This is a genomic window from Leifsonia sp. Y878 (assembly GCF_057669685.1).
Map to the genome: position 1 here is coordinate 326,201 of NZ_JBYHFS010000004.1, position 20,262 is coordinate 346,462.

Genomic DNA, 20,262 nt, shown 5'->3' on the forward strand with positions numbered 1-20,262 from the left:
GAGGAGGCCGCCAGGCCGTCTCGAGACCTGCGCGGGCTGAACGCAGCGTCGCGGTAGCTACAACACCCGCACGGCTGCGTTCGACCCGCGGCGGTGCTGCGGCCTATTCAGCCAGCCGCGCGGAGCCGCCACAGTGACGTGACCTCTGCCGCCCGAGCCGCGTGCAGCGGGTCGGTGGCATCGAAGGCGCGCGGATGCGTCGGCCTCGTGTCGAGGCGCGCCACGATCTCGAGTCCGGCCGCGTCGATCAGGTCGAGCAGTTCGTCGCGCGAGCGCAGTCCAAGGCGCTCTGCGATGTCGGAGATGATGAGCCAGCCTTCGCCGCCGGGATTCAGGTGCGCAGCGAGTCCGCTGAGGAAGCCGCGCAGCATCTGGCTGTCTGGGTCGTAGACGGCGTGGTCGGTTGAGGTGGTTGCCGGGGCGGGAATCCACGGCGGGTTGCAGACGATGAGGTCGGCGCGGCCCTCGGCGAAGAGATCGGCGCGCACGATCGAGACGCGGTCGCTGAGCCCGAGGTTGGCGACGTTGGCGCGGGCGCAGTTGATCGCCCGATCGTCGAGGTCGGTGCCGATCACCCTGGTGACACCGCGGGTGGCGAGGATGGCGGCCAGCACACCGGTTCCCGACCCGATGTCGAAGGCGGTTCCGGTGGGTGCGGTCGCGGCGGCCGGCAGCGGAGCCGTGGCAACCAGGGCGAGGTATTCGCCGCGAATGGGCGAGAATACCCCGTAGTGCGGGTGGATCTTGGCCCCGAGCGCCTCAACGAAGACGCCCTTGGTGCGCCACTCGTGGGCGCCGATCACGCCCAGGAGTTCGCGCAGCGACAGCACGGAGTCTTCGGATCCGCCCACCGCGCCAAAGGTTTCGATGCAGGCGGCAGCAACGTCCGGTGCCCGGCGGAGCGGCACGACGTACCCGGCGTCGAGAGGAACGAGCAGCATGCCGAGCAGGCGAGCACGAGTGACGGCATCCGTTCGGTGGGTGTGGAACGCGGTGGTCAGGTCGGTGCGTGACGAGCGCTTCCGCTGGTCGATGCGCCTGGCCAGCGCGCTCAGCAGCTGGCGGGCGTTGTTGAAGTCGCCGCGCCAGAGCAGCGACGTGCCCGACTTCACGAGGCGGTAGGCGGCATCCGCTGTGGTGGTGTCATCGGCGATGACGACGCGGGTCGGCGCCGGCCAGCCGCCTTCTGCACGCCAGAGCGCTCGGTGATGGCCGTCGGCCTCATCCCACTCCACATAAGTAGGAGCGGAAGGGCGAGCGGATGTCGAGGGGGCAGCTGTCGCGGCGACGGATGAGTCGGGCTGCGATGCTGCTGCGGAGGAGGGTGTGCTGGACATGGTGCCCGTTCCTGTGACACGACACTACGGGGACAACCCAGCCCCCGTTCGTGCACGCGGGACGGTGCGGGCGGAACGCGTCGCTGTCTGCTCCAGTATCGCAGCCTCAGCTGGATGCGCCCCCTGTTGAATGCGCTCCGCCTGCCCTTGACCTTGACATTAGTGCGAAGGTTGCACACTGCAGATATGTCTCCTTCAGCAACCCCATCCAGGCTTCCGATCGATCGTGTCAAGTCCGATCCAGCGCCCGATCCAGCGCCCGCGATGGCGCCTGCGATGACAGCCTCACCCACCCCTCCCGCGACCCGATTCCCGCTCAGCGGGCTGCTCGCCCTCGCGTCGATCATCTTCCTCGTGGTGCTCACCGAAACGTTGCCGGCCGGGCTGCTGCCCCAGATGAGCAGCTCGCTCGGCGTCTCCGAATCTCAGATCGGGTCGCTGGTCAGCGTGTACGCCCTGGCCACGGCGTTGGGGGCCATCCCGCTGATTGCGGCGACCCGCGCCGTTCCGCGCCGCGCCCTGCTCATCGCGGTCGCGCTCGGATTCCTCGCCGTCAACGTGGTCACGGCCATCTCGGCCAGTTACACGGTCATCCTCATCGCGCGCATGGTCGGTGGAGCGCTGGCCGGCCTGCTGTGGGCGATGATGGCTGGCTACGCGATGCGGATGGTGCCGGCGGCTCAGGCCGGACGCGCGCTGTCGGTCGCCATGGCCGGCACACCCATCGCGTTCGCTCTGGGCCTGCCGCTTGGCGCCCTGCTCGGCTCGCTCCTCGGCTGGCGGATGATCTTCGCCCTCATTGCCGTCACGACGGTGGCGGCTATCGTGTGGGTGCTGATCGCTGTTCCGCGCTTCCCTGGCGAACGGGCAGCAGGCCGTGCAACGCTCGGCCAGGTGCTGCGCACTCCGGGGATTCTCGCAATTCTGGTCGTCACGGCGACCTTCGTGCTCGGCCACAATGTCGCGTACACGTACATCGCTCCGCTGATGCGGGCCTCCGGCTGGGCCGACCGGGTCGACGTCGTGCTCCTGGTCTTCGGGCTGAGCGCCATCGCCGGACTCGTGGTGGTCGGCATCCTCATCGACCGCCACCTGCGGATGCTGGTGCTTGTCGCATCCGCTGCCCTCGGTGTTGCCATGCTCGCCATCGGAATATTCGGCGGGAACCCGATCGCCACGATCGTCGCTGTCGGCCTCTGGGGTGCGGCCTATGGCGGTGCGCCGTCGCTGCTGCAGAATGCCCCTGCCCGCGTGGCCGGACCCGCAGCGGATGTCGCGCAATCCCTGATCGTCACCGCATGGAATGGCGCGATCGCGGGAGGGGCCTTCCTCGGGGGCCTGGTACTCGATGGCGTGGGGGAGAGCGCGGTACCGTGGGTTGCCCTCGGCCTGGTTCTGGTCAGCATTGCCGTAGTGCTGGGCTCCCGGCGTGGTTTTGCGGCGGCACCTGGGGATTCTGTGCCGGGGGTTCCGCGCCTGGGCGTTCCGCGCGCTAGTTGAGCGTCTTCACCGCATCGGTGAGGTACGCATCGACCGCATCATGGTTTCGGGTGAGGCACGCGATCTTGCGGGCGAGCTGCTCGCGGCGCAGGCTCAACGTCTCGATGATTTCAGGTGTGACCTGCTCTACCTGGGTCGACTGTGTGCCGCGCAGGCAGGGGATCATGTCCTTGATCAGTGCGGTGGGGATGCCGGCATCGATGAGTCCGCGGATCTGGGTCACGCGGTCGACGGCTGACTCCGCATAGTCGCGATACCCGTTGCTGCCCCTGGTTGACTCGAGGAGGCCCTGCTCCTCGTAGTACCGCAGCAGCCGGGTGGAGACCTCTGTGCGGGCCGACAGTTCGCCTATCTTCACGGATGCCGCCTCTCGCATCTCAGGTCGCGCAAGGGTCAGCGCGTCCCCATCACACTACCTTCACATGAGTGTCAAGGTAACCGGGTGGTTCCACGCAATCCACTCGCAAGAAATCGACCTATACGTGAATTTTTGGGTCGATTTTTTGCGAGCGGATGCGCGTTGTCCGTTGGTCGAGGAGGCCGGCCACGGCCGTCTCGAGACCCCGCATCCGGCTACTGCAGCGCCGGCATGACCTCGCGCTCGAAGAGCTCGATTCCGGAGCGGTCGTACGCCGCCTCTGGGAAGTAGTGGATCGCGTAGCCAAGGCCGAGGTTCTTCAGCTCGGTCAGGCGCTCAACGACCTGCTCAGGGGTGCCGACGCCGATCGCCGTGCCACTGCGGTACTCAGACACGAACTCCGCGGCCGTCTCTGCGCCGAGGTACGGCGTCACGCGGGCTTCGATGGCGTCGATCCGCTGGGCGACCTCGGCCTCGGTCGACGCGACGATGGTGTTGTAGTTCGCCGAGCGGGTGATGGCATTGAAGTCGGTGCCGAGCGTGTCGCAGTGCCCGCGCAGGATGGCGCTCTTGTGCGCGAAGCCAGCCGCTGTGCCGTCGAAGTTCGTGTAGTTCGCGTACTGCGCGGCGATGCGCAGCGTCACCTTCTCGCCGCCGCCGGCGATCCAGATCGGGATGCCACCCTCCTGCAGTGGGAGCGGCCGCACGATGGCATTGTCCACCTGGTAGTGCTCGCCGTTCAGGGTGGCGCGACCGGTGGTCCAGGCCTGCTTCATGATCTGCACGCCCTCATCGAGGTGGGCGAGGCGCTCGCCGGCGCGCGGGAATCCGTAGCCATATGCGCGCCACTCGTGCTCGTACCAGCCGGCGCCGATACCCATCTCAACGCGTCCTCGAGAGATGAGGTCGGCCGTGGCCGCGACCTTCGCGAGGTATGCCGGGTTGCGATAGCTCATGCACGTGCACATCTGGCCGAGACGCACCCGCGAGGTGGTGGCGGCGAAGGCGGCCATGAGGGTCCAGGCCTCGTGAGTGGCCTCATCCGTTGCCACTGGAACGGTGTGGAAGTGGTCGTATACCCAGATCGATTCCCAGGGGCCGGCATCAGCGTGCGCGGCCAGGCCACTCATGGTGGCCCACTGCTCTGCGGGGTCGATTCCGACTAGATCGTGTCGCCAGCCCTGGGGTACAAAGAGTCCGAATCGCATGCGATCAGCCTAGAGGGACGGGACCGGCCGTTCGTTCGCCGCGCGCTACGCCCAGCGCTTGTTCGCCCAGCGTTCGAGCACGCCGATGAGGGCATCCGTTATCTTGCCGAGCACGGCCAGCAGCACGATGGCGAGCAGGATGCGATCGATCCGGCCGTTGCCGCCCGATTCGGTGAGCAGGAAGCCGAGACCCATGGAAGCCGCCAGCAGTTCGGCTGCCACCAGGAACAGCCACGACTGGGCGAGAGCGAGTCGAAGGCCGGAAATGACAGTGGGCACGACGGCCGGCAATTGCACAGTGCTGAACAATTTCACCCCGCGCAGGCCAAACGCTCGGCCTGCCTCGACGAGGTGCGTGTCGACGTGCCGCAGCGCCTGCGCGACGGTCGTGTAAACGGGAAAGAACGCACCGATCGCGACGAGCGTGATCTTGGAGTCTTCGCCGATCCCGATCCAGAGCAGCAGCAGCGGTACCCAGGCCAGCGACGGCACAGCCCTGATCGCGCCCAGGCTCGGGGCGAGCAGGATGTCTGCGGCACGGGAGAGGCCGACGAGCGCGCCGAGGGCCAGGCCGAGGCTGGCTCCAATGGCGAAACCGATCAGCACCCGCTGGGTTGAGATCGCAACGTAGAGGGTGAGCTGTCCGCGGTTGTAGAGGTCGACTCCGGCATCCCAGACCATCACGGGGGAGGGCAATTGCGACGTGCGCACCAGGCCTGTCGTCGTGACGAACTGCCAGACCGCGAGGATCAGCACGGGCAGCAGCAGCCCGCCAAGGACGATGACCCAACGACGCTGACTGAACGCACGGGGCGAGCGATCGGTCGTGGACGAGTCCTGCCCACCCGGTGGGGTCGGCAGGTGTGTCGAGCCGTGTGTCGAGCCGTCGCCAAACGCGGCCGTCGCGGCCGACGAGCTCAGGGCGAGCGCATCGGTAGGGGCGTTGGTGTCAGTCATCGTTCCGGTCCTGGTGAGAGGAGGTCCTGGTGGGTGCAGGTCCTGGTGAGCTGGGTGGGGCGGAGCGAGCCACCCCACCCAGAGGGAACTACTTGATCGCTCCGGCGTCGGCCTTCGTGGCGAAGGTCTGGTTGATCAGGCTGGACAGCGCGTCGTCGATCTGGGCCTGGTTGGGAACATCGCCGGTTTCGACGAAGATCGGGCCGATCGTGGTGAGCACCTTCAGCTGCGCGTCACCGGGAACGTTGTCGACGTCGAGGTTCGTGCGCTCGGCGATGACCTTGGTGGCGACGGCAATATCGAGACCCGCGACATCCGACAGGATCTGTGCTGTCTTGTCTGGGTTGGCCAGTGCCCACTCACGAGCGTGCTCGTAGGCGTTGACGACTGTCTGGGCGACATCTGGCTTCTCTTCCAGGAACGACTCGGTCGCATTCAAGAAGCCGTAGCTGTTGAAGTCGACGTTGCGGTAGATGAGCTGGGCGCCGGCCTCTTCTGCGCCGGCCATGATCGGGTCGAGTCCTGCCCAGGCGTCGACAGCGCCGCTCTGCAGGGCAGCCCAACCGTCGGCGTGCTGCAGGTTCTCCACCACGATGTCTTCCTGGGTGAGGCCCGCCTCTTCCAGCGACTGCAGCAGGAAGAAGTAGGGATCGGTGCCCTTGGTGGCTGCGACGTGCTTGCCCTTGAGGTCGGCGACCGAGGTGATCGCCGATCCGTCTGGGACCACGATGGCTGCCCACTCCGGCTGGGAGTAGATGTCGATCACCTGGATGGGTGACCCGTTCGAGCGGGCGAGCAGCGCGGCTGACCCGGCAGTTGAGCCCACGTCGATGGCACCGGCACGCAGAGCCTCGTTGGCCTTGTTCGAGCCGGCTGACTGCACCCAGTTGACCGTGATGTCCTGCTCGGCGAGGGCATCCTCGAGCCAACCCTGGTCCTTGATCACCAGGCTGAGCGGGTTGTAGGTGGCGAAGTCGATGTTGAGGGTGCCGCCCTGGGCGACGGTGGCATCTTCAGAGGCGGCATCGGCATTGGCCGACTGGTTCTCACCGGCAACGCAGCCGGTCAGCAGCAGGCTGGCGGCGGCTGCGGCTGCGATGAGGGCGGATGCTGTCACGCGTCGTGTTGTCATGGGATTCTCTCGGCTGGGTGGGGCGATGGATGCTGTGTGGGATAGATGTTGGGTGGGGCGGATGCTGTGTGTGTGATGAATGCTGTCGGGCGGTGAGTGTGTGGGACGGATGCGGTGTGGCTCGGGCTAGGCGCCGCTGTGCCGGTCGATTCCGAGTCCGGCGAGCAGGTCGGCCCGCAGCTCGGCGAGCTCTGCTGAACCGCGGTCGCGGGGGCGGTGGCCAGGCACAATGATTTCCTGGCGGATGCCGGCGGCACTGTCGGCGTCTGGGCGTCCGAGCAGGATGATCCGGTCGGCCAGCTGAAGCGCCTCGTCGACGTCGTGCGTCACGAGCAGCACAGTCGTCGGGGCCGCCTGATGCACCTCAAGCAACAGGTCCTGCATCTTGAGCCGGGTAAGTGCATCGAGCGCGCCGAACGGTTCGTCAAGCAGCAGCACACCGGGGTTGCGGGCCAGCGCGCGGGCCAGTGACGCCCGTTGCGCCATGCCACCGGAAATCTCGCGGGGACGGTGCCCGGCGAAGTCGGTAAGGCCGACAAGTTCGAGCAGTTCGGTGACGCGGACCCGACCTGCGGCGCGACCAGAGCCGCGAGGCAGACCGAGGGCGATGTTGTCGGCCACTGTGCGCCAGGGCAGCAGCCGCGGTTCCTGGAAACCGACGGCGCAGCGCGGGTCGATTCCGCTCACGGGAGTTCCATCGATCAGCACCTGGCCGGATGTCGGGCGGTCGAGGCCGCCGGCAATGCGCAAGAGCGTCGACTTGCCGCATCCGCTGGTGCCGAGGATCGCGAGGATCTCGCCGGCGTGCACGGTGAGTGAGACATCCTGCAGCACGCTCAGCGAGCTCTGCACGCCGCGGGTGGCAGCTCGCGTGCCGCCGCGGCGCGCTCCTGTCGCGCGTCTGGTGGCTGTGCGCTTCGGGTCGGCGGCGAAGTCACGACCGACCCCGGCGAACTCGATGGTGAACGAGGTGTTGTCGGCCGGGATCGCCGCAGTGGTTGTTCCGGTGGCATTCAGGTGGGCGGCCGGGGCGACGCTGGCGGGGCCGCTCGACGCGGACGCGGACGCAGGCGCGGCGGCGGTCGTGGCAGCGCCTGCGTTCCGACGGGATGCGGTGTGAATGGACATGGTGGGAATCAACAATCGGTTTGGAAGATTCTTCGACGTTATCCAGCACTGGGCAGTTCGTCTGCGGGCAACGAAACCCGGCGTAACACTCCGAAGCGAGGCTGTGCCGTGGTGTGTGGCGGCCGAAATTACCCGCGGATGCCGCTACGAGACGCCGCCACGACTGCGGAGATATGGCCGGGAACGGTGTCGTCCTGCAGCGAGGTCACATCGCCGAGGGGGCGTTGGTCGACCAGATCGCCGAGCAGGCGTCGCAGGATCTTTCCCGATCGGGTCTTCGGCAGGTCAGAAACGAAGAAGATGTCGCGCGGTTTGGCGATCACCCCGATCTCCCGCGTGACGTGAGCCCTCAGCAGCCTGGCCAGCGCGGTGGCGGCATCCGAATCCGGTGCGTGGCCGAGGATCGACGCATCGGTCGGGATCACGAAGACCGCGATGGCCTGGCCTGTCATGGCATCATCCACGCCCACCGCCGCAGCCTCGCCGACGGCAGGATGCGAGACCAGCGCCGACTCGATCTCGATCGTCGAGAGGCGGTGGCCTGAGACGTTGATGACGTCATCCACTCGGCCAAGCAGCCAGATGTCGCCGTCGTCGTCATATTTGGCGCCATCGCCGGAGAAGAAGTAACCCTGTTCAGCGAATTTCGCCCAGTACGAGTCGCGATAGCGCTCTGGGTTGCCCCAGACGGTGCGGGCCATGCCCGGCCAGGTGCCGTCGATGACGAGGTAGCCGCCTGAGCCGTTCGGCACCTGCACCCCGGCATCGTCGACGACGCGAGTGGTGAGGCCGGGGATGGCGCGCAGGGCAGAGCCGGGTTTCAGCGTGCTCACGCCGGGCAGCGGTGCCATCACCGCCGCTCCCGTCTCTGACTGCCACCAGGTGTCGACGATGGGGGCGGTTCCTGCCCCGATGGTGTCGCGGAACCACACCCAGGCCTCCGGGTTGATCGCTTCACCCACCGAGCCGAGCAAGCGGATGCTCGACAGGTCGTGTTCGGCCGGCAGCCCGTTCGGGAACCAGGTCATGAATGTGCGGATGAGCGTTGGTGCCGTGTAATACGTCGTGACGCCGTAGCGCTCGATGATCTCGAAGTGCCTGGCCGGATGCGGAGTGTTCGGGGTGCCTTCGTAGATGACCGACGTCGTTCCGTTCGAAAGCGGCCCGTAGTGCACGTAGGTGTGTGCGGTGACCCAGGCGAGGTCGGCCGTGCACCAGTGCACGTCGTCGCCTTTCGCGTCGAAGATCGCCCAGTGGCTCCAGGAGGCGTGGGTGAGATAGCCGCCGCTGGTGTGCACGAGGCCCTTGGGTTTCCCGGTCGTGCCAGAGGTGTAGATGATGAAAAGCGGCGTCTCGGCGTCGAAGAACTCTGGCTCGTGCTGCGCCGGGGCCGAATCGACGATGTCGTGCCACCAGACGTCGCGGCCCGGGGTCCAGGGAACATGGGCGCCCGGTTCGCCGGTGCGCCGCACGACGAGCACGTGCTCGATGGATGTGACACCGGCGACCGCTTCATCGGCGGCCGCCTTCACCGGTACAGCCGCGCCGCGCCGGAACTGGCCGTCTGTGGTGACCAGCAGTTTCGCGCCGGTGTCTTCAACTCGGAAGCGCAGCGCTTCGGCCGAGAATCCGCCGAAGACCAGCGAGTGCACGGCGCCGAGGCGCGCGATCGCCAGGGTGATGATGATGGTCTCTGGGATGACCGGCAGGTAGAGCACCACCCGGTCGCCCTGCACGATGCCGAGCGCGGTGAGGGCATTGGCTGCTTTGTTCACCTCGCTCTGCAGGTCGCTGTAGGTCAGCGTGCGCCGATCGCCCGGCTCACCCTCGAAGTAGAACGCCACCTTGTCGCCCTTGCCAGCGGCCACGTGCCGATCGACGCAATTGACCGCCACGTTGAGCGTGCCGCCGGCGAACCACTCGGCGCGGGGGATGCCGAGCGCGCCGGCACCGTCTGCACGGACGCCATCGGTGCCGGGTTGACGGGCCGGACGCCAGCTGTGATCGGTGTGCCACGGCGTTTCCCAGTCCAGGCGTCTGGCCTGCTCGGCCCAGAAGGCGACCGGGTCGGCATCCGCTCTCTCCCACCAGCCTGCGTCCACGTTGGCCTGGGCGGCGAACGTGGGATCGGCGGGATAGCGACGGTTCTCGGTCGCCAGGCTGGAGATTGTCGGGCTGGTCGTCGTCATGGTGATGTTCCTTGTGATCCCTGGTGTGGTGCAGGCGGTCGCGTGTTATGGAGAGGCGACTCCTCCAGCAGCATGACGGCAGCGCTGGGTGCTGGCCATTCGGAGTGCAACGCAAAGTAACAGCGCACTCGGTGCGGTGTTTCCCGCAACTGTTGGGATGATGGAACTATGACTCGAACCGTTGCCGGAGCCCGCGTGTTGATCACTGGTGCTGCGATGGGAATGGGGCGGCTCTACGCAGAGCGCGCCGTTGCAGAAGGCGCCAAAGCCGTCATTCTCTGGGACCGTGACTCCGCGGCGCTCTCCGCGACGACCGCAGAGCTGAACGACCTGGCCTGGCCTGGCACCCGCATCGCCCCATACGTCGTCGACATTGCCGACATGGGCGCGATCGCCCAGACTGCCCAGCGCGTTCGCATGGAGGTCGGCAACCCCGACATCGTGATCAACAACGCCGGCATCATCCGCGGCAAGTACTTCTGGGAACACGACAACGGCGAAGACACCCGCCCGACCATGCAGATCAACGCGCTGGCCCCGATGTACATCACCCGTGAGTTCCTGCCGGCCATGATGGAGAACCCGAACCGGGAATCGCGGATTGTGAACATCGCATCCGCTGCCGGCACCCTGTCGAATCCTCGCATGAGCGTGTACGCGGCCTCGAAGGCTGCACTTATCTCGTGGAGTGATTCGCTGCGCCTCGAACTGGTGCAGCAGGGTCATGAGTACGTGAAGGTGACCACAGTCTGCCCGAGCTACATCTCGACCGGTATGTTCGCTGGGGCACGAGGCCCCCTGCTCACCCCGATCATGACGCCCGAATATGTGGTCAACCGGGTGTGGAAGTCGATGCTCGCCGGCAGTCCACTGCTGCGGATGCCCTGGAGCGTTGGCCTCGCCCAGGCTCTTCGTGGCACCCTTCCGCTGCCGGTGTGGGATGCCGTCGCAGGCAACGTCTTCGGTGTCTACCGCTCGATGGAGAAGTTCACCGGGCGCTGATCATCGGGCTTCCCGCTGATTGAGGAGCGACCGAGGAACGAGGCCGCGTCTCGAAATCCAGCCGACGCCCCAGACACCCCTTGTTCACCTCTACGCAATCCGTCGTCCATCTGCGAGCCCGCTCCGGTTTGGACGTCATTGCCACGTTGAGTGCATGCGCGCACCCACTGCCACCACATCTCAGCGTCAGACAACGTTCACCCGAGGAGCCACCGCGCTCCTGGCCGGGGCGATCGTGGTCGGGGCCTTCGGTACCATTCCTGGGCAGGGAGCGGATGCCGCCCAGGCCGCGCCGGCCGCATCTGCCTACAACAGGGTTGCTACCTACCCCGTTTTCCAGAATGTGCCCGCCAGTGTGGATGCCGCGCTGCCGACGGTCGCCGAGATTTCCGCCGTCACCGATGACGGCAACACGGTGATCTACACGGACGCCCTCGGCAAACGGATCGGGTTCCTCAACATCACCGATCCTGCGGCGCCCACCGGCCTCGGCACGATCTCCCTGGCCACCCTCGGTCACGCAGACGACCAGCCAACGTCTGTCGCTGTCTATGGCGACTACGTGCTCGTGGTGATCGACGAATCTGGCGGCGACTTCGCCAACCCGTCAGGACGGCTCGACGTGCTGAGGATCTCCGACCGCACTCGCGTTGCCTCGATCGACCTGCACGGCCAGCCAGATTCCATTGCCATTAGCGCAGACAAGCAGTTTGCGGCCATCGCCATCGAGAACCAGCGCGACGAGAATGCCACCCCGGCCGGCCGCGCGAAGGGCGATCTGCCGCAGCTCCCCGCCGGATTCGTGCAGGTGATCGACCTGAACGCCAGCCCGACCAGCTGGGTGGCCACACCCATCGACCTGGTCGCGCACGACGGCTCCGCGCTGCCGGCATTCACCACCGCCGGCATTGTCGAGGCCACCGACCCAGAGCCGGAATACGTGGCGATCAACAGCAAGAACAAGCTGGCGCTCACGCTCCAGGAGAACAACGGCATCGTCGTGATCGACCTGGCGACGCGCGCGATCGAGAACGTGTTCAGCGCAGGATCCGTTGCCGTCTCCGGCATTGACAGCAAGAAGGACGGCAAGATCGACCTGACAGGTTCGATTGCCCCCACGCCCCGCGAGCCAGACTCCATCGCCTGGGTCGACGACACTCATGTCGCCACGGCCAATGAGGGCGACTGGAAGGGCGGCACCAGGGGCTGGACCATCTTTGACGCCACAAGCGGCACGGTCAGCTGGGACGCCGGCAACACGTTCGAGCGCCTCGCCGTGCAACACGGTGTCTACAACGACGACCGGGCAGCAAAGAAGGGTTCAGAGCCTGAGGGCCTGGCCGTATCGACGGTCAACGGGGTCCGCTACGGTTTCGTCGCGAGTGAGCGCAGCAACTTCGTCGCCGTCTACGACCTGAGCAACCCGGTCAACCCGGTGTTCCAGCAGCTGCTGTTCACCACGAATGGCCCTGAGGGCGTGCTCAGCATTCCGTCGCGGGATCTGCTCGTCGTCTCCAGCGAGACCGATGACGCAAGCGTCGGCGTGCGCGCATCCGTTGCCATCTACCAGCGGGGATCCGCTGTCGCCCAGGCGCCCACCATCATCTCCGACACCGTCGACGGCACTGCGACTGGCGCACCGATCGGCTGGAGCGCCCTCGGCGCCCTCAGTGCAGCGCCCGGCAAGCCAGGCACCCTGTACACGGCGAGCGACAGCGCACTCAAGCCGAGCACCATCTTCACCGTTGACACCACAAAGAAGCCCGCCCGCATCACGACTGGGCTTGTCGTGACGCAGGCCGGCACGCCGGCGAACTTCGACATCGAGGGACTCTTCGCACGGCCGGAGGGCGGATTCTGGCTCGCCTCAGAGGGCGCGACCGGTGCGGCGAATAAGCTGTACCGAACGGATGCCGCCGGCGCCGTCGTCGAGACCGTCAACCTGCCGACCGAAATCTCAGACCACATCAACAAGTGGGGCTACGAGGGTGTGACGGCCATCACAAATGCAGACGGACACGAGCAGGTATTCGTCGCCATCCAGCGTCCGCTCTGGACCGACCCGGCATCCACTGCCTCCACGGTTGACGGCGACGGGGTGACCCGCATCGGTCGCTACGACGTGACGACGTCGAGCTGGACCTGGTTCGGCTACCAGCTGGAGGCCCCCAGCACGCCCTCCGACTGGGTCGGTCTCTCTGAGATCGTCGCCGTCGATTCGAACACGCTCGCCGTGATCGAGCGTGACAAGCTCAACGGTCCCGCCGCCGTCAACAAGCGGATCTACACCGTCGAACTGCCTGCAACCGATCCGGTTGCAGGCGCTCCACTCCCGGTGTTGAAGAAGACCCTCGCCTTTGATGCCCTTCCGGCCCTGCGTTCGCTGAACGGCTGGACCCAGGAGAAGCTCGAAGGCCTGACCATCGGCGCCGACGGAAACGTCTACATGGTCACGGACAACGACGGCCTGAAGGATGCGACCGGCGAGACGGTGTTCCTGAACATCGGTACCGCAGCGGCGATTTTCGGCACCGGCGCACCGACTGCGACGCCGACGCCGACTGCAACACCGACTCCGACGCCAGCGCCGACTGCGACACCGAGCCCAACTGCGACGCCGACGCCGACAGGAACGCCGACTACGACTCCAACACCAACCGATTCAACAGCGCTCTCCCTTGGCACGGGAATCGTCGCTGCCGGTGCCAGCGTGGCCATCTCCGGCACGGGCTTCGCGTCAGGTGCCAGCGTTGACTTCGTCCTCCACTCCGCGCCGGTCGCCCTCGGCTCGCTCAGGGCCTCGACGGCCGGTGTCGTGACGGGAACGCTGCAGATTCCGGCAGCGACGCCGGCAGGTCAGCACACGATCGTGGCATCGGTCGGCGGTGTCGAGGTCGCCAGAATCGCAGTGACCGTCGCCGCGCTCACCGGCGCGGGCAGCGTGGCAGACAGCCTGGCATCGACCGGCGTGCAGAACCTGGTGCCCTGGCTGGGCGCAGCAGGCGCGCTCATCCTCGCCGGACTCGCCGGTGTGCTCATCCGCGTGCGTCTTCGCCGCCGCAGCGCCTAACCGAGGTCTCGAGACGCTCGTTGGCGCTCTCTCCTCAACCACCGGGGACCAATCCGGTGGTTGAGGAGCGCCCGAGGAACGAGGCCGCGTTTCGAAATCCAGTTGACGTCCGCCGACACCGTAGGCTGCCCTGATGGATACAACGACGATCTACGACAACAGCGGCTGGTGGTTTGCGCTCGCCATCGTCACGGCTGGCCTCGCCGAAACGAAGGGGCGCCGGCGCTGGATCTGGTTCGTCCTCGGGCTGCTCTTCGGGCCGATCGCCACTGCCCTGGTCGTGATTTGGGCTCGCCCCACTCCGTCGTCGGTGCGGCCCCGCTAGGTCAGCGTCACCCGGTACGTCGCCGCGGCGGCCGTCGCCTCGATCAGTGTGGCATTGGCCTCGTCTGGCCCTGTTGCCCAGGCCAAAGCGTCAGCCGGGCTCTTGCCGAAGCGTTCATGCCGGGCAACGAGCCTGGCTAAGCGGATGTCGTAGCCGACGTCCACGAACAGGCTCACGTCCAGAAGCGGTGCGATGGGCTCCCAACCGGTGTTGTCGAGCAGCAGGTAGTTGCCTTCGACAACGACGAGCCGATGCGTTGGGTCGATGGTGATGGCATCCGCTACCGGCTCCTCGATGCTGCGGTCGAAGGTGGGCGCCGGCACAGGGCCGGTATCGGCGCGGATGGCGAGCAGCGTCCGTACGAGGGCCGGGGCGTCGAAGGTGTCCGGTGCTCCCATGCGGTCCCGGCGCCTGAGTTCGACGAGCCTGGCCTGCGGCAGATGGAAACCGTCCATGGGCAGCAGGATGGCGCTGGGGGAGTCTGGCGCGCCCGCATGCCGGTTCAGTTGCGTCACGAGATCGGCGCCGAGGGTGGATTTCCCTGAACCCGGCGACCCGGCGATCCCTACAATCACGCGGGAATGTTGCGGGGAGGCCGACGCGACCCGCGCCTCGATCACTGAAACGACGTCGTCGAGCGAGCGCAGCGTTGGCCCGAAAGAGTTGGGCGGCGAGGACGAGGGCACCCGACGATGCTAACCCGGCTGGTACTTACGTAAACTTAGGGAGTGGATACAACAGGATTGAACGAGTTTCTCGCCGACAACGAATTTTCGGGGGTTGTTCTCGTCAAGAAGGGCAACGCGACCGTCTTCGAGGCCGCTGCCGGTCTCGCGACCCAGCGCTGGGGCATCCCGAACGCGCTTGACACCCGTTTCGACATCGCGTCGATCACCAAACTCTTCACCAGCGTCGCCGTGCTGCAGCAGGTTGAAGCCGGTCGTCTCGACCTCGAAACGTCGATTCACCACTACGTCGACCTCACGGGCACGACGATTGGCACCGACGTCCAGCTGCTGCACCTGCTGACCCACACGAGCGGTATCGCCGACATCGTCGACGAGGAAGCCGGCGAAGACTACGCGGCGCTCTGGGCGAAGACCCCGATCTACACGCTGCGCAACACCGCCGATTTCCTGCCGCTGTTCGCGCACAAGGAGCCGATTTCCGGCCCCGGCGTCGAGAGCAACTACTCCGATGCGGGCTACATCCTCGCCGGTCTCGCCCTCGAGAAGGTCACCGGCCAGAGCTTCCGCCAGTACGTTTACGACGAGATCTTCACGCGCGCCGGCATGTCCAACGCTGCCTTCTATGAGCGAACGGATGTCGCCCCTCACGTCGCAGAGGGCTGGGACCAGGGCGAGAACGGGCTGTGGACCTCCAACCTGTACAGCGCGCTTCCCGTCGGCGCCCCGCACGAGGGCGCGCACGCCACCGCGGGCGATCTCATCGTGTTCCTGCAGGCGCTGCGCAACGGTGAACTGCTGAACGCGGAGCTCACCGAGGAGTTCTTCAGCCCCCAGGTTGAGCTCGATGAGGCCACCCGGTACGGCTTCGGCTTCGAATTCGACCTCGAAGAAGACAACTCCGTGCGCTCATACTTCACCGATGGCGTCGCGTCAGGCGCCAGCGGCATCCTGCGGCACTACTACGAGGCCGAACTCGACGTCGTCGTGCTGAGCAACTCCGAAGAGGGCGCCTGGGACGTCGTGCGCGAGCTCGACGAGCGCCTGGGCGGCTAACCGCACTTCACCATTCCCGCGTCGTGCCTCTGGGCACGTGGCCACGAGGCCTCGCACCAACATGGCGGCAAGGCAGCTACCCGGCTACCCGGCTAGCCCACGCCCACGCCGACGCCGACGTCGTCGGCCAGGCTCGCCGCAGCCGGAGAAGATCATCGGGTTCGGGTTCGGGTTCGGGTTCGAGTTCGGGAGTTCCCAGGTTCTTGCGGGCAAGCGCCGCCCCAGTGCATAACTCCTGCAATTCGAGGACGTCCGGGGGCAGCCTCCGCATGATTCCGGGCGGGACGAGAGACGGGCCACTCGTTCTGCAGGAGTTATGCAGCACGACGGCCCGAGACCGTCCGGAATACACGACGGCCCGAGACCGTCCGGAATACACGACGGCCCGAGACCGTCCGGAATACGCCCCGCCCCGCCGAATCCGAGCCCGCCGAATCCGAGCCCGCCCGCCCCGTCCAGCCGCGCCGAGTCCGAGCGCACGCACGCATAACTCCTGCAATTCGGTGCGGCTCGTTCACTAGCGCCCCGTAAATCCGCAGGCTGCAGTCGGGGGTCCGAGCAATCTGCAGGAGTTATGCACTCGCGAACGCAGAAAGCGGTGTTGTGCAGCGCACAACCCTGGGCCTGGGCCTGGGCCTGGGCTTGAGACTGGGCTAGAGCCAGAGCCAGAGCCAGAGCTGGCTAGGGCTAAAGCCAGATCGGGCCCGGCCCTAGAAGATCATCGGGCGGTCGTCGTCCTCGCCGTCGAGCGCCAGATCGACGACCACGGGCACGTGGTCGCTCGGGGCGTCGCCCTTCCGCTCATTGCGGTGGATGCTGGCATCCGTCACGAGGTCGGCGAACGCGTGTGAGCCCAGGATGAAGTCGATGCGCATGCCCTCGTTGCGCGGGAAGCGCAGCTGCTTGTAGTCCCAGAACGTGAAGCCCTCCGGCACGATCGGCCGCACGACATCGGTGAGCCCTGCGGCCTCGAAGGCCTCGAACGCGGCGCGTTCCGGCGCAGAAATGTGGGTGGACACCCCGGGAACGAACGAGGGGTCGCCGGCATCGGCATCCGTCGGGGCGACGTTGAAGTCACCCATCAGGGCGAGCGCGAGGTCAGGGTTCTTGGCGAGTTCGTCGCGAGCGTGCGCGTCGAGCCTGGCCAGCCAGTCGAGCTTGTAGATGTAGTGCGGGTCGTCCACCGCGCGGCCGTTCGGCACATACAGGCTCCACAAGCGGATGTCTTCAACGGTCACACCCATGGCCCGCGCTTCGAGCGGCTGGTCTGGGCCCTCCTGGCCTTTCAGGAAACCGGGCATGCCGGGGAAGCTGGTGGCGACATCCGTCATAGGAAGGCGACTGGCGAACGCCACGCCGTTCCACTGGTTGAGGCCGTGGATGACCAACTCGTAACCGGCTTCTTCGAAGGGCTCTGTCGGAAACTGCTCCGGCTTGCACTTGATCTCCTGCATGGCGAGCACGTCGATGTCCTCGCGCACCAGCCAGTCGACGACTCGGCCGGATCGGGCACGGATGGAGTTGACGTTCCAGGTGGCAATGCGCATAGGCCCAGCCTATTCGGTGACGCCGACTGAGCGGCTGTGTCGGCCGAGGCCTCGGCACCTGTGTCTGACGGCCGAGCTGGCCCGTTCAGACCAGCCCATAGGATGAACGAATTGCCGTATGCCGTCGGGCCTGCGAGCTCAACGGGTAAGGGGCAAGCAGTGGCCGACACTATTTCAGATTCCGGTGCGCAGCCAGCAGAGCTGGACGTCGAGTCAAGCGCAAGAACCGAAACTCTGGACACCACCACCCCGGAGGCGCCCAACGACAGGGTTCCGGACACCGAAACCGCCGCCAGCGCCCCCGAGTCTCAGCCGCCACAGCCACAGCCCCTGTCCCGCACGTCGCGCCGTCGTCGTCGCGCACGCCGGGGGCTCCTCGGCTTGGCCTCCGTTGTCGTGGTCATCGGCATCGTGTCCTCGGTGACGCCGTGGCCCTCAGCACTGCTCATCCGCACGGTATTCGAAGCCGGCGCACGTGCCACCGTCGCCGAGATGAAACCATACGTACCGGATGTCCCGCTCGACGAGAAGCTCGACATCAGTTACGGAGACGGTGGCACCAATACCACCCTTGATGTCTTCAGCCCCGCTGGCACCACTACACCGTTGCCGACAGTGGTCTGGATTCACGGCGGCGCCTGGATCTCGGGAGACAAAGACGACGTCGCCCCGTACCTGCGTATCCTGGCCGCTCAGGGCTACACCACCGTCGGCCTCAACTACACGGTGTCCCCGGAGGTGACGTATCCGAGTGCCGTCACCGAGCTGAATGACGCCATGGGCTACCTCGACACGCATGCCGCGGAACTCGGGATCGACAGCAGCAAGATCGTGCTCGCCGGCGATTCGGCCGGCGCCCAGCTGGCCAGCCAGCTCGCGATCCTCACGACAAACGCCGAATACGCTCACCTGCTCGGGATCTCACCGACGGTTCAGGCCGACCAGATCATCGGCACCATCCTCAACTGCGGAGTCTTCGACCTCACAGCAATGGCCGACCTCAACGGCATCGCATCCTGGGGCTTTAAGGTGGCGCTCTGGGGGTACACCGGCACCAAGGGCTGGTCAGGCACCTACGCGGGGTCGACGATGTCGAGCATCTCGTACATCTCGCCCGAGTACCCGCCCACTTTCATTAGTGGCGGCAACGGTGACCCACTCACGTGGATCCAGTCGATCCCAATGTCCCAGGCGCTCACGCGGAACAACGTGGAGGTCACGGAACTGTTCTGGCCGGCCAATCACGAGCCAGCGCTGCCGCACGAGTACCAGTTCCACCTCGACCTCGAAGAGGCGCACACAGCGCTTGACCAGACGCTGAGCTTTCTCGACACACTCACGACCGACGGCTGAGGCTGCCGACGCCCACGCAGGGCGAACTCCCCAAATTCCAGCATCACCCGGTTCCCATCATGTGCCGTGAACAGGACGTTCCTGCTCTGGATGTAGGTTCGCTCATCCTGATACCCGGCATCGCGAAACGTGGCTGCGAGCTCTGGCATGCCAACGCGGTTGGGAGACCGGCGTCATAAGATGAGCGAGCAGGCGATCGAGAGCGCAGCTCCCTTCGCCCAAGGTAAGGCTCCACCGTGAGAGGGGTGACCCATGGTCGATGTGATTTCGGATGCCGGGCAGCCGCTGAGCCCCGACCCCGGCCAGGCCGTTCCCCAAGGCTCTGACAGGCGTCCGCCCTTGCTGAAGACGCTGCGTGTGGCATCCGCTGGCATCGTCGGCGCCATGCTGTCGTCGTTCACGCCCAAGCCGTCTGCGATGCTCATCCGCTCAGTGTTCGAGGAGGGCGCGCGGGCGACGATCGCCGAGATGGAGCCCTTCATACCGGATGTCCAGCTCGTCGAAAAGCTCGACCTCAGCTATGCAGATGGCAGCAATGCCGACGAGGGTGACGCCGGCAGCGCGAGCACCACGCTCGATGTCTTCCGCCCCGCCGGAATCACAGGCCCGCTGCCGACCGTGGTGTGGATTCACGGCGGCGCGTGGATCTCTGGGGGCAAGGAAGACGTGGCCCCGTACCTGCGCATCCTGGCCTCACACGGCTATGCGACTGTCGGGGTGAACTACACGATTTCCCCCGAAGCGATCTACCCGGTCGCGATCACCGAGCTGAACGCCGCACTCGGCTACCTCACCGCGCACGCCGCTGAACTCGGCATCGACAGCAGCAGGATCGTGCTCGCCGGGGACTCGGCAGGCGCACAGCTGGCCAGCCAGCTCGCCACGCTCACGACCAACCCAGAGTACGCGCACCTGCTCGGACTCACGCCGGGGCTGCGACCCGACCAGCTGGTGGGCGCCATCCTGCACTGTGGCGTTTACGACCTGGGTGCGATGACCGACCTCACCGGCATCGAGGCGTGGGGATTCAAGATCGCGCTGTGGGGCTACACCGGCACCAAGAAATGGTCGGCCACCTATGCGGGCGCGACGATGTCGAGCATCCGCTTCGCTTCTGCGACTTTTCCGCCCACGTTCATCAGCGGCGGCAACGGTGACGCCCTCACGTGGATCCAGTCGGTCCCGATGTCGAATGCGCTCAAGCAGAACGGAGTGGATGTCACCGAGCTGTTTTGGCCCGCCAGTCACGAGCCGGCCCTGCCGCACGAGTACCAGTTCCACCTGCGCCTCGATGAAGCGCAGCACGCGCTCACCGAGACGCTCGCCTTCCTCGCGGCGCGCACCGGCCAGTAGCGGTTCTGCGCAGGCGTTCGGAGTGGGAAAGTAGTACCTGTACTCGTTCGCGAGTGCGTGC

At 66.3% G+C, this 20,262-nt stretch carries 17 protein-coding genes; 7 read left to right on the plus strand and 10 right to left on the minus strand.

What is annotated here, in order from left to right; translation table 11 throughout:
* Positions 1–107: 107 nt before the first annotated feature.
* Positions 108–1,337 (minus strand): methyltransferase, encoded by a 1,230-nt coding sequence (locus AC25Y4_RS14820; RefSeq protein WP_488121188.1) that lies wholly within the window; start codon positions 1,335–1,337, stop codon positions 108–110.
* Positions 1,338–1,613: 276 nt separating this feature from the next.
* Here AC25Y4_RS14820 and AC25Y4_RS14825 point away from each other — a divergent pair, with 276 nt between their 5' ends.
* Positions 1,614–2,837 carry an MFS transporter gene (locus AC25Y4_RS14825; RefSeq protein ID WP_488121189.1) on the plus strand — a complete coding sequence of 408 codons (1,224 nt, stop codon included), beginning with the start codon at positions 1,614–1,616 and terminating at the stop codon, positions 2,835–2,837.
* Here the strand turns inward: AC25Y4_RS14825 and AC25Y4_RS14830 are convergent.
* The 6 genes from AC25Y4_RS14830 to acs form a co-directional block, all read right to left on the minus strand.
* A complete protein-coding gene (locus tag AC25Y4_RS14830) occupies positions 2,830–3,195 on the minus strand; it encodes a MerR family transcriptional regulator (protein ID WP_488121190.1) in 366 nt (121 codons plus the stop codon). The genes AC25Y4_RS14825 and AC25Y4_RS14830 overlap by 8 nt on opposite strands.
* A gap of 215 nt (positions 3,196–3,410) precedes the next feature.
* On the minus strand, positions 3,411–4,403 hold the full coding sequence (locus AC25Y4_RS14835; RefSeq protein WP_488121191.1) for an LLM class F420-dependent oxidoreductase: 993 nt from the start codon (positions 4,401–4,403) through the stop codon (positions 3,411–3,413).
* A 45-nt stretch (positions 4,404–4,448) separates the two neighbouring features.
* On the minus strand, positions 4,449–5,360 hold the full coding sequence (locus AC25Y4_RS14840; protein ID WP_488121192.1) for an ABC transporter permease: 912 nt from the start codon (positions 5,358–5,360) through the stop codon (positions 4,449–4,451).
* An 88-nt stretch (positions 5,361–5,448) separates the two neighbouring features.
* Positions 5,449–6,492, minus strand: a complete 1,044-nt coding sequence (locus AC25Y4_RS14845) for an aliphatic sulfonate ABC transporter substrate-binding protein (RefSeq protein WP_488121193.1) — start codon at positions 6,490–6,492, stop codon at positions 5,449–5,451.
* 126 nt (positions 6,493–6,618) lie between these two features.
* Complete coding sequence (locus AC25Y4_RS14850) at positions 6,619–7,620, minus strand: ABC transporter ATP-binding protein (RefSeq protein WP_488121194.1); 1,002 nt, start codon at positions 7,618–7,620, stop codon at positions 6,619–6,621.
* Positions 7,621–7,748: 128 nt separating this feature from the next.
* Positions 7,749–9,809, minus strand: coding sequence for an acetate--CoA ligase (gene acs / locus AC25Y4_RS14855; protein WP_488121195.1), 2,061 nt, complete (start codon positions 9,807–9,809; stop codon positions 7,749–7,751).
* A gap of 168 nt (positions 9,810–9,977) precedes the next feature.
* Between acs and AC25Y4_RS14860 the strand changes: the two genes are divergently transcribed.
* The 3 genes from AC25Y4_RS14860 to AC25Y4_RS14870 all read left to right on the plus strand — a co-directional run bounded on the left by AC25Y4_RS14860 (position 9,978) and on the right by AC25Y4_RS14870 (position 14,206).
* Positions 9,978–10,811: an SDR family oxidoreductase gene (locus AC25Y4_RS14860; protein ID WP_488121196.1), complete on the plus strand. Its 834-nt coding sequence runs from the start codon at positions 9,978–9,980 to the stop codon at positions 10,809–10,811.
* 154 nt (positions 10,812–10,965) lie between these two features.
* Positions 10,966–13,881: an esterase-like activity of phytase family protein gene (locus AC25Y4_RS14865; protein WP_488121197.1), complete on the plus strand. Its 2,916-nt coding sequence runs from the start codon at positions 10,966–10,968 to the stop codon at positions 13,879–13,881.
* Positions 13,882–14,014: 133 nt separating this feature from the next.
* On the plus strand, positions 14,015–14,206 hold the full coding sequence (locus tag AC25Y4_RS14870) for a hypothetical protein (RefSeq protein WP_488121198.1): 192 nt from the start codon (positions 14,015–14,017) through the stop codon (positions 14,204–14,206).
* On the opposite strand, the gene AC25Y4_RS14875 is transcribed toward AC25Y4_RS14870, so the two are convergent.
* Positions 14,203–14,892 carry a nucleoside/nucleotide kinase family protein gene (locus tag AC25Y4_RS14875; protein ID WP_488121199.1) on the minus strand — a complete coding sequence of 230 codons (690 nt, stop codon included), beginning with the start codon at positions 14,890–14,892 and terminating at the stop codon, positions 14,203–14,205. The two genes, AC25Y4_RS14870 and AC25Y4_RS14875, sit on opposite strands and share 4 nt — an antisense overlap.
* 42 nt (positions 14,893–14,934) lie before the next feature.
* On the opposite strand from AC25Y4_RS14875, the gene AC25Y4_RS14880 reads away from it, so the two are divergent.
* Positions 14,935–15,948, plus strand: a complete 1,014-nt coding sequence (locus AC25Y4_RS14880; RefSeq protein ID WP_488121200.1) for a serine hydrolase domain-containing protein — start codon at positions 14,935–14,937, stop codon at positions 15,946–15,948.
* A gap of 710 nt (positions 15,949–16,658) precedes the next feature.
* Here the strand turns inward: AC25Y4_RS14880 and AC25Y4_RS14885 are convergent.
* Positions 16,659–17,495, minus strand: a complete 837-nt coding sequence (locus AC25Y4_RS14885) for an exodeoxyribonuclease III (protein WP_488121201.1) — start codon at positions 17,493–17,495, stop codon at positions 16,659–16,661.
* Positions 17,496–17,654: 159 nt separating this feature from the next.
* Between AC25Y4_RS14885 and AC25Y4_RS14890 the strand changes: the two genes are divergently transcribed.
* A complete protein-coding gene (locus AC25Y4_RS14890; RefSeq protein WP_488121202.1) occupies positions 17,655–18,848 on the plus strand; it encodes an alpha/beta hydrolase in 1,194 nt (397 codons plus the stop codon).
* On the opposite strand, the gene AC25Y4_RS14895 is transcribed toward AC25Y4_RS14890, so the two are convergent.
* A complete protein-coding gene (locus tag AC25Y4_RS14895; RefSeq protein ID WP_488121203.1) occupies positions 18,737–18,997 on the minus strand; it encodes a DUF1697 domain-containing protein in 261 nt (86 codons plus the stop codon). The genes AC25Y4_RS14890 and AC25Y4_RS14895 overlap by 112 nt on opposite strands.
* Before the next feature lie 103 nt (positions 18,998–19,100).
* On the opposite strand from AC25Y4_RS14895, the gene AC25Y4_RS14900 reads away from it, so the two are divergent.
* Complete coding sequence (locus AC25Y4_RS14900; protein ID WP_488121204.1) at positions 19,101–20,201, plus strand: alpha/beta hydrolase; 1,101 nt, start codon at positions 19,101–19,103, stop codon at positions 20,199–20,201.
* Positions 20,202–20,262: the final 61 nt, after the last annotated feature.